Origin of the sequence: Shewanella sp. ISTPL2, assembly GCF_013283205.1 — a bacterium.
In the GTDB taxonomy this organism is placed as follows: domain Bacteria; phylum Pseudomonadota; class Gammaproteobacteria; order Enterobacterales; family Shewanellaceae; genus Shewanella; species Shewanella oncorhynchi.
This window is the reverse complement of the sequence record NZ_JAAPAV010000006.1, coordinates 1-1,028: the sequence shown is the minus strand read 5'-3', so window position 1 is coordinate 1,028 and position 1,028 is coordinate 1. Positions and strand designations below refer to the sequence as shown.

Sequence of the window (1,028 nt, the reverse complement as noted above, 5' to 3'; positions counted from 1 at the left end):
GTAAACGTGGGCACCATTGGTCACGTTGACCATGGTAAAACCACACTGACTGCAGCTATCTCTCACGTACTGGCTAAGACCTACGGTGGCGAAGCTAAAGACTTCTCTCAAATCGATAACGCTCCAGAAGAGCGTGAGCGCGGTATTACGATCAATACCTCTCACATCGAATATGACACGCCTTCACGTCACTACGCACACGTAGACTGCCCAGGCCACGCTGACTATGTTAAAAACATGATCACTGGTGCTGCACAGATGGACGGCGCGATTCTAGTAGTTGCCTCTACAGACGGTCCAATGCCACAGACTCGTGAGCACATCCTGCTTTCTCGTCAGGTTGGCGTACCTTTCATCATCGTGTTCATGAACAAATGTGACATGGTAGATGACGAAGAGTTACTGGAATTGGTTGAAATGGAAGTGCGTGAACTTCTGTCAGAATACGATTTCCCAGGTGATGATTTACCAGTAATCCAAGGTTCAGCTCTGAAGGCCCTAGAAGGTCAACCAGAGTGGGAAGCTAAGATCCTTGAATTAGCCGCAGCACTGGATTCTTACATTCCAGAACCACAACGTGACATCGATAAGCCGTTCCTACTGCCAATCGAAGACGTATTCTCAATTTCAGGCCGTGGTACAGTAGTTACTGGTCGTGTTGAGCGTGGTATTGTTAAAGTGGGTGACGAGGTTGAAATCGTTGGTGTTCGCACAACGACTAAAACAACGTGTACTGGTGTAGAAATGTTCCGTAAACTGCTTGACGAAGGTCGTGCAGGCGAGAACTGTGGTGTGTTATTACGTGGTACTAAGCGTGATGACGTAGAACGTGGTCAAGTATTGGCTAAACCAGGTTCAATCAACCCACACACGACTTTTGAATCAGAAGTTTACGTTCTGTCAAAAGAAGAAGGCGGACGTCACACTCCATTCTTCAAAGGCTACCGTCCACAGTTCTACTTCCGTACAACTGACGTAACCGGTACTATCGAACTGCCAGAAGGCGTAGAGATGGTAATGCCTGGCGA

The 1,028-nt window shown here is 47.8% G+C and carries 1 protein-coding gene; it reads left to right on the top strand.

What is annotated here, in order from left to right; all coding sequences use genetic code 11:
* Positions 1-1,028, top strand: a 1,028-nt coding sequence (gene tuf / locus HUB64_RS23035; protein WP_173497994.1) for an elongation factor Tu, incomplete at both ends; no start/stop codon positions are given.